The sequence below is a fragment of the Paracraurococcus lichenis genome (assembly GCF_030657435.1).
Taxonomy (GTDB): Bacteria; Pseudomonadota; Alphaproteobacteria; order Acetobacterales; family Acetobacteraceae; genus Paracraurococcus; species Paracraurococcus lichenis.
Genome location: NZ_JAUTWS010000179.1, coordinates 1 through 5,208, shown reverse-complemented (window position 1 = coordinate 5,208; position 5,208 = coordinate 1). Strand labels below are relative to the sequence as shown.

The following is a 5,208-nucleotide window of genomic DNA, read 5'->3' as shown; positions in this document are numbered from 1 at the left end:
CTCGTCACTCGGCGCGGCTTTCACCGCGGTGTTGCCCGCCTTCTGGCCCGTCGTGGCGACGGCGAGCCTGGATGGCAGACACTGTGGCTCGGCGCTCAGCGCCTGCTCCTGATGCTGCTCGGCGCCGAGCTGGCAGGACGCAGGAGCGAAACATGGTGTGGGTAAGGTCAAGCCCTCAAGGGCGGGGAAGATGTTAATCTGTGACCAGGTCGGCCTGTACTTCGGCAGCGAGACGCGCGAGCAGCATCGGGATCTCCGCGGCGGGCTGGGGTTTGCTGAACAGGTAGCCCTGCGCCTCGCCGCAGCCCTTCCGGCGAAGCTCCTGCAACTGCTCCTCGGTCTCGACGCCCTCGGCGGTGATGGTCATGTCCAGCCCGAGGCAGAGATCGGTGACGGCCCCCACGATGGCGTTGCTCCGGGGCGACTGCTCCAGCCCACTGGTGAAGCTGCGGTCGATCTTAACCTTGTCGAAGGGGAAGCGTTGGAGGTAGCTGAGCGAGCTGTAGCCAGTGCCGAAATCGTCCATGGCGATGCGCACGCCGAGCGCCTTCAGCCGGTGCAAGGTGGCGAGCGTGGCCTGGGTGTCCTGCAGCATCACCGTCTCGGTGATCTCGAGCTCGAGCCGGGCGGGGTCGAGGCCGGACAGCTCGAGGGCGGTGGCGACCGCATCCACCAGCCCGCGGCTGGCGAACTGGACCGGTGAGAGATTGACCGCCACCTTCGGCGTGCCAAGCCAGCCGGCGGCATCGCGGCAGGCCTGGGCGAGGACCCACTCGCCGAGCGGGACGATGAGGCCGATCTCCTCGGCGAGCGGGATGAAGGCGTCGGGCGGCACCAGACCACGCTCAGGATGACGCCAGCGTAGCAGCGCCTCAAGGCCGGAAACCCGGCGCGACGCGACGGCGACGATGGGCTGGTAGTGGAGCTCGAACTCCCCCACGACCAGAGCGCGCCGGAGATCGAGCTCGAGAAGGCGCCGCTCGCGCATCCTCGCATCCATCTCGGGCTCGAAGAAGCACCAGCGCCCGCGCCCCTCGGCCTTGGCACGATAGAGCGCCATGTCGGCCGCCTTGAGAAGCAGGTCCGCATCCAGGCCGTCCGTCGGGGCCAGGGCGATGCCCACGCTCGTCCCGATGACCACCTGATGGCCGCCGAGGTCGAAAGGTGCGCTCAGCGCCTCGACGAGACGGCGCGCAAGCGGGGACGCGTCGCCCGGCTGGTCCACATTCGGCTGCAATATGGCGAACTCGTCGCCGCCCAGACGCGCCAACGTGTCGGTCTCGCGGAGTACGGTCTTGAGCCGCTCAGCGACCACGCGCAGCAGGGCATCGCCGGCAGGGTGGCCCAGCGTATCATTGATGTCCTTGAAGCGGTCGAGGTCCAGGCAGAGCACGGCGAAGCCTTCGTCGCGCCGGGCGCGGACGAGCGTCTCGTCCAGCCTCTCGCGGAAGAGGACGCGGTTCGGAAGCCCGGTCAGGGCGTCGTGGTGGGCGATGTGGGCGATGCGCGCCTCGGCTTCGCGGCGCTCCGTGACGTCCTCATAGGCGATCACCAAGCCTCCGACCGCCGTGCCGCGGTAGGTGGCGACGATTGTGCGTCCGTCGGCGACCTCCTCAAGGAAGCTTCCCGTGTCGCCCGAGTGGAAGCGCGGAAGGCGCTCCTCCAGCAGCTCCTGCAGGCTGCGCCCCGGGAAGGACCCGGCGGCCAGGCGCGCGGCGAGCACCTCGCGGTAGGGCGTGCCTGGGCAAACCCGACCCGGGTCGAGGCCGAGGAGCGCGTAGAAGCGCGCATTGGCGACGACGAGGGTCTCGTCAGTCGCGAACATGCAAAGGCCATGCACCATGTTGGCGAGCGCCGCATCGAAGCGTTGGTTCGCCTGTGCGAGCTCGGCCTCGCGCCGCACCAGGGCTGCGGCGGTCTCCTTCGATGCTGCCGCGGCGCGGGCGAGGTCGCCCACCTCATCGAGGCGCTCGGTGCCGGGAATCTCGGTCCGGGTGTCGCCGGCCGCGAGCCGCCGCACGGCCGTGGTGAGGCGCCCCAGTGGGGAGGCTATGATCCGACCCAGGACACTGGCCACCAGAACGGCCAGCACAGCGGACACTGCGGCAAGGCCGATCATGAGGCGCATCGCGGCAGCACTGTCTTCGACCGCCTGCGCCACGAGCGCGTGGCGGCGCTCGTCGAGGTTCCCAACCAGCTCGCCCAGCATGCCGCGGAGGCGCACGAAGCTGCTATCGGCCTTGAGCATCAGCAGCGAGCCGAAGGCGATGTCACCCGTTGCCATGTCGATGGCGGAGCGCGCGGCATCGACGTAGGACACGAGATCGCCTTCGACCCGCGCGGCCAGCGCATCGGGTACCCGGCCACGCAGCAGGACGCGCAGCGCCCTGGCCTCTTCTGCCGTGCGCTCCAGCATGGGTGGCATCACCGCCGCCGCAGCGTCCCACTCCTCGCGCGCGTTCGTCTCGACAACCCCCTTCAGCAGCAGGGCGGTCAGCCCCGCATGCAGCAGCGAAACGCCCTCGTGCAGGTGATGCGCCGCATTGAGCGGCTCGAACACATCGCGGTCGAGGGCACGGACCGCTGCGACGTCCGTCCGGACGGCATTCACCGCAAGTGCCACCATGATACCGGCCAGCGCGGTCGTCACTGCCGGTACCAGCAGGAGCTTGCGGGCGAGCGGCAGGTCGTGCAGCAGACGGCGTATCACGGCGGGTTCACCTCTCTCAGGCCGTGGATCAGCGGAAGTAGCCGGACCCGCAGACCGTCGCGTCATCCACCTTGCGAATATAGGCCACGCGCCGCTGAATGCGCTTGGTCACGGGGTTGGGCCAGCGGAACTCGAACCAGCCCTCGCCTTCGCTGAGGCCGATCCGGGTCAGCTCGTGCCCCGGCCGCCGTCCGTCAGGGTCGACGGTATCGCTCATGTCGCGGCCGACCAGGCGCGGATTGCCACCATGTGCGAGCACCCTGGATCCCGCATCGTGGCAGAAGACATAGGCCTCGCCCTGCACGAAACCGCCGTCGGCCCGGTTGAAGTCCGCCAGGGCGCGCTCACGGCCGACCTCCCGGATATGAGTGAACGCGCGCTGCGTGAGCTCGACGGTCGCAGCTCGGGCGGCCATGTCATCGAAATCGGGATCCGCTGCTGCGGGCGGGGCTGTGACGAGGCACGCGGCGGCGAGCGCCGCGAGGAGGTGGCGACATCCTGTGCGTCGCAGGGAGCAGATCATCTCGGCCTCTCGCGCGGGCGCGCTGCAACGGTTCGGCGGTGAAGCTGTACTCCGGCGAGTGCCCATCTCGCAGCGGCGGACGTGCCTCAAAACCGTCCCCGGCTTCTCCACGACCGCGACCTGCGCTGGCATCCCCTTCCTGGCGTCCGGATGGAAGGCGCGGCAGAGCCGGCCTGCGGAGCTGATCCAGATGCCGCAAGAACTGCCGGAACGCACAGAAATATCGGCTATGGTGCGCAGCCTTGCGAACACGCCACAGTGCATCAGCTTCGCCTCCTACCACCGGAAGATCTGGTGCCGGGTAGCCGAGGATCGAATCAGCGGGAGAGCCGATTCCAGGCAATGCAGGGCGGGTAATGCCGCATTCACTTACTGTTATGAAATGTTTTCTACCATATCCACCCGGCTCTCCAGAGTGGAAATCGACGATGCCGTTCGAATGGAAGCAACCATCCACCATCATCCGCGACAGGGCGGAATGGCTCGATGTGCTGGATGGCCATTGCGGCGTCGGCCTATGGGATGCGGTGCTGCACGAAGGCGATGCCATGCACCCCAAGGCCCGCTGGACCTGGTCGGGTGAGTTCCGGCGCCTCCTCGGCTTCAGCAGCAAGGGCGAATTTCCGGACGTGGTGCAGTCCTGGTCCGACCGCCTGCATCCCGAGGACGCCGAGGCGACCTTCGCCGCTTTCGGCAAGGCCCTGGCGACCGGCGGCAAGTACGACGTCACCTACCGCCTGAAGATGAAAAACGGGAGCTATCGCTGGTTCCGCGCGACGGGTGGTGTCATCAAGGACCCTGGCCGCCCGGCCCGGCGCGCCTGCGGCTCGCTTGTCGACATTCACGATGCTTACCAGGCCGAAAGCGAACGGAAGCAGCAGACGCTCGTCCTGACGACGCGGTTCGAGGAAACCATCGGGCAACTGACGGGCACGCTCGCCAAGGCATCCGTTCGCTTGCACGCGACGGCCGAGAGCATGTCGAATGGCGCCCAGGCAACGAGCCGCCAGGCCGAGGCAGTGACAGGCGCGGCGGGCCGGGCCAGCGACAATGTCCAGGCCGTGGCGACGGCGGTCGAGGAACTGGCGGCGTCGGTGGGCGAGATCTCCCGTCAGGTCACGCAGTCCACCCGTGTCGCGGAGCAGGCAGCCGCCAATGCCAACCGGACCGATGAGACGGTGCGTGCCCTGGCGGAGGGAGCCCAGAAGATCGGCGAGGTGGTGCAGCTCATCAATGTCATCGCAGGCCAGACGAACCTGCTCGCGCTCAACGCAACGATCGAGGCGGCACGCGCGGGCGAGGCCGGGAAAGGCTTCGCCGTCGTGGCATCGGAGGTGAAGACGCTCGCCTCCCAGACGGCCAAGGCAACCGAGGAGATCAGCGCCCAGATCACCCAGATCCAGACCGCGACACGGGACGCGGTCACCGCGATCCAGGGTATCGCCGCGACGATCAGTGAGGTCGCCCAGATCAGTGGCTCCATCGCGGCCGCGGTCCAGGAACAAGGCACGGCAACGCAGGAGATCACGCGCAGCATCCAGCAGGCGGCTGTCGGTGCCCTCGACGTCACCCGCAACATGGACGGCGTCAGCCGATCGGTCGCGGAGACGGGCGGTTCGGCGACCGAGGTGCTCCGCGCTGCCGGCGAGGTCTCGCAACAGACGGAAAGGCTCGGCAATGAGGCACGCGCCCTGCTCGCGAACATCCGGGCTGCCTGATAGGATCCCGGTTCTGGCATAGCGCGGCCAGGCCGCCTCACGCGGGATCAGGGCGACCTCGAAGTCGGGGTCGTCGGGCTCATGCATGGGGCGATCGGCAGGCGATGTCCGCCCGATCGGCCCCAGGCCGCCATGGCCGAGGTCGGCGCAGACCGCACCTCGGCACAGCACATTTAGCAAGTGGCCGCGGTGATGACCGCGGCAAGAGTCATGATGGGTGGTCATAGGCGGTGTCGCGCCTGTGCACATTGCCAAGT

The 5,208-nt window shown here is 68.3% G+C and carries 4 protein-coding genes; 2 read left to right on the top strand and 2 right to left on the bottom strand.

The window, feature by feature from the left end; genetic code table 11:
* Positions 1–42: 42 nt before the first annotated feature.
* Positions 43–165: an IS4 family transposase gene (locus tag Q7A36_RS41930; RefSeq protein ID WP_370655791.1), complete on the top strand. Its 123-nt coding sequence runs from the start codon at positions 43–45 to the stop codon at positions 163–165.
* 28 nt (positions 166–193) lie between these two features.
* Here the strand turns inward: Q7A36_RS41930 and Q7A36_RS38160 are convergent, their stop codons facing one another.
* Together Q7A36_RS38160 and Q7A36_RS38155 are read right to left on the bottom strand one after the other, a co-directional pair.
* Entirely contained in the window at positions 194–2,710 is a 2,517-nt protein-coding gene (locus Q7A36_RS38160; protein WP_305109023.1) for an EAL domain-containing protein, read from the bottom strand.
* 28 nt (positions 2,711–2,738) lie between these two features.
* Positions 2,739–3,233, bottom strand: a complete 495-nt coding sequence (locus tag Q7A36_RS38155; protein ID WP_305109022.1) for a cache domain-containing protein — start codon at positions 3,231–3,233, stop codon at positions 2,739–2,741.
* Between the two features lie 428 nt (positions 3,234–3,661).
* On the opposite strand from Q7A36_RS38155, the gene Q7A36_RS38150 reads away from it, so the two are divergent.
* Entirely contained in the window at positions 3,662–4,951 is a 1,290-nt protein-coding gene (locus Q7A36_RS38150; protein ID WP_305109021.1) for a methyl-accepting chemotaxis protein, read from the top strand.
* The last annotated feature ends 257 nt before the right edge of the window (positions 4,952–5,208 follow it).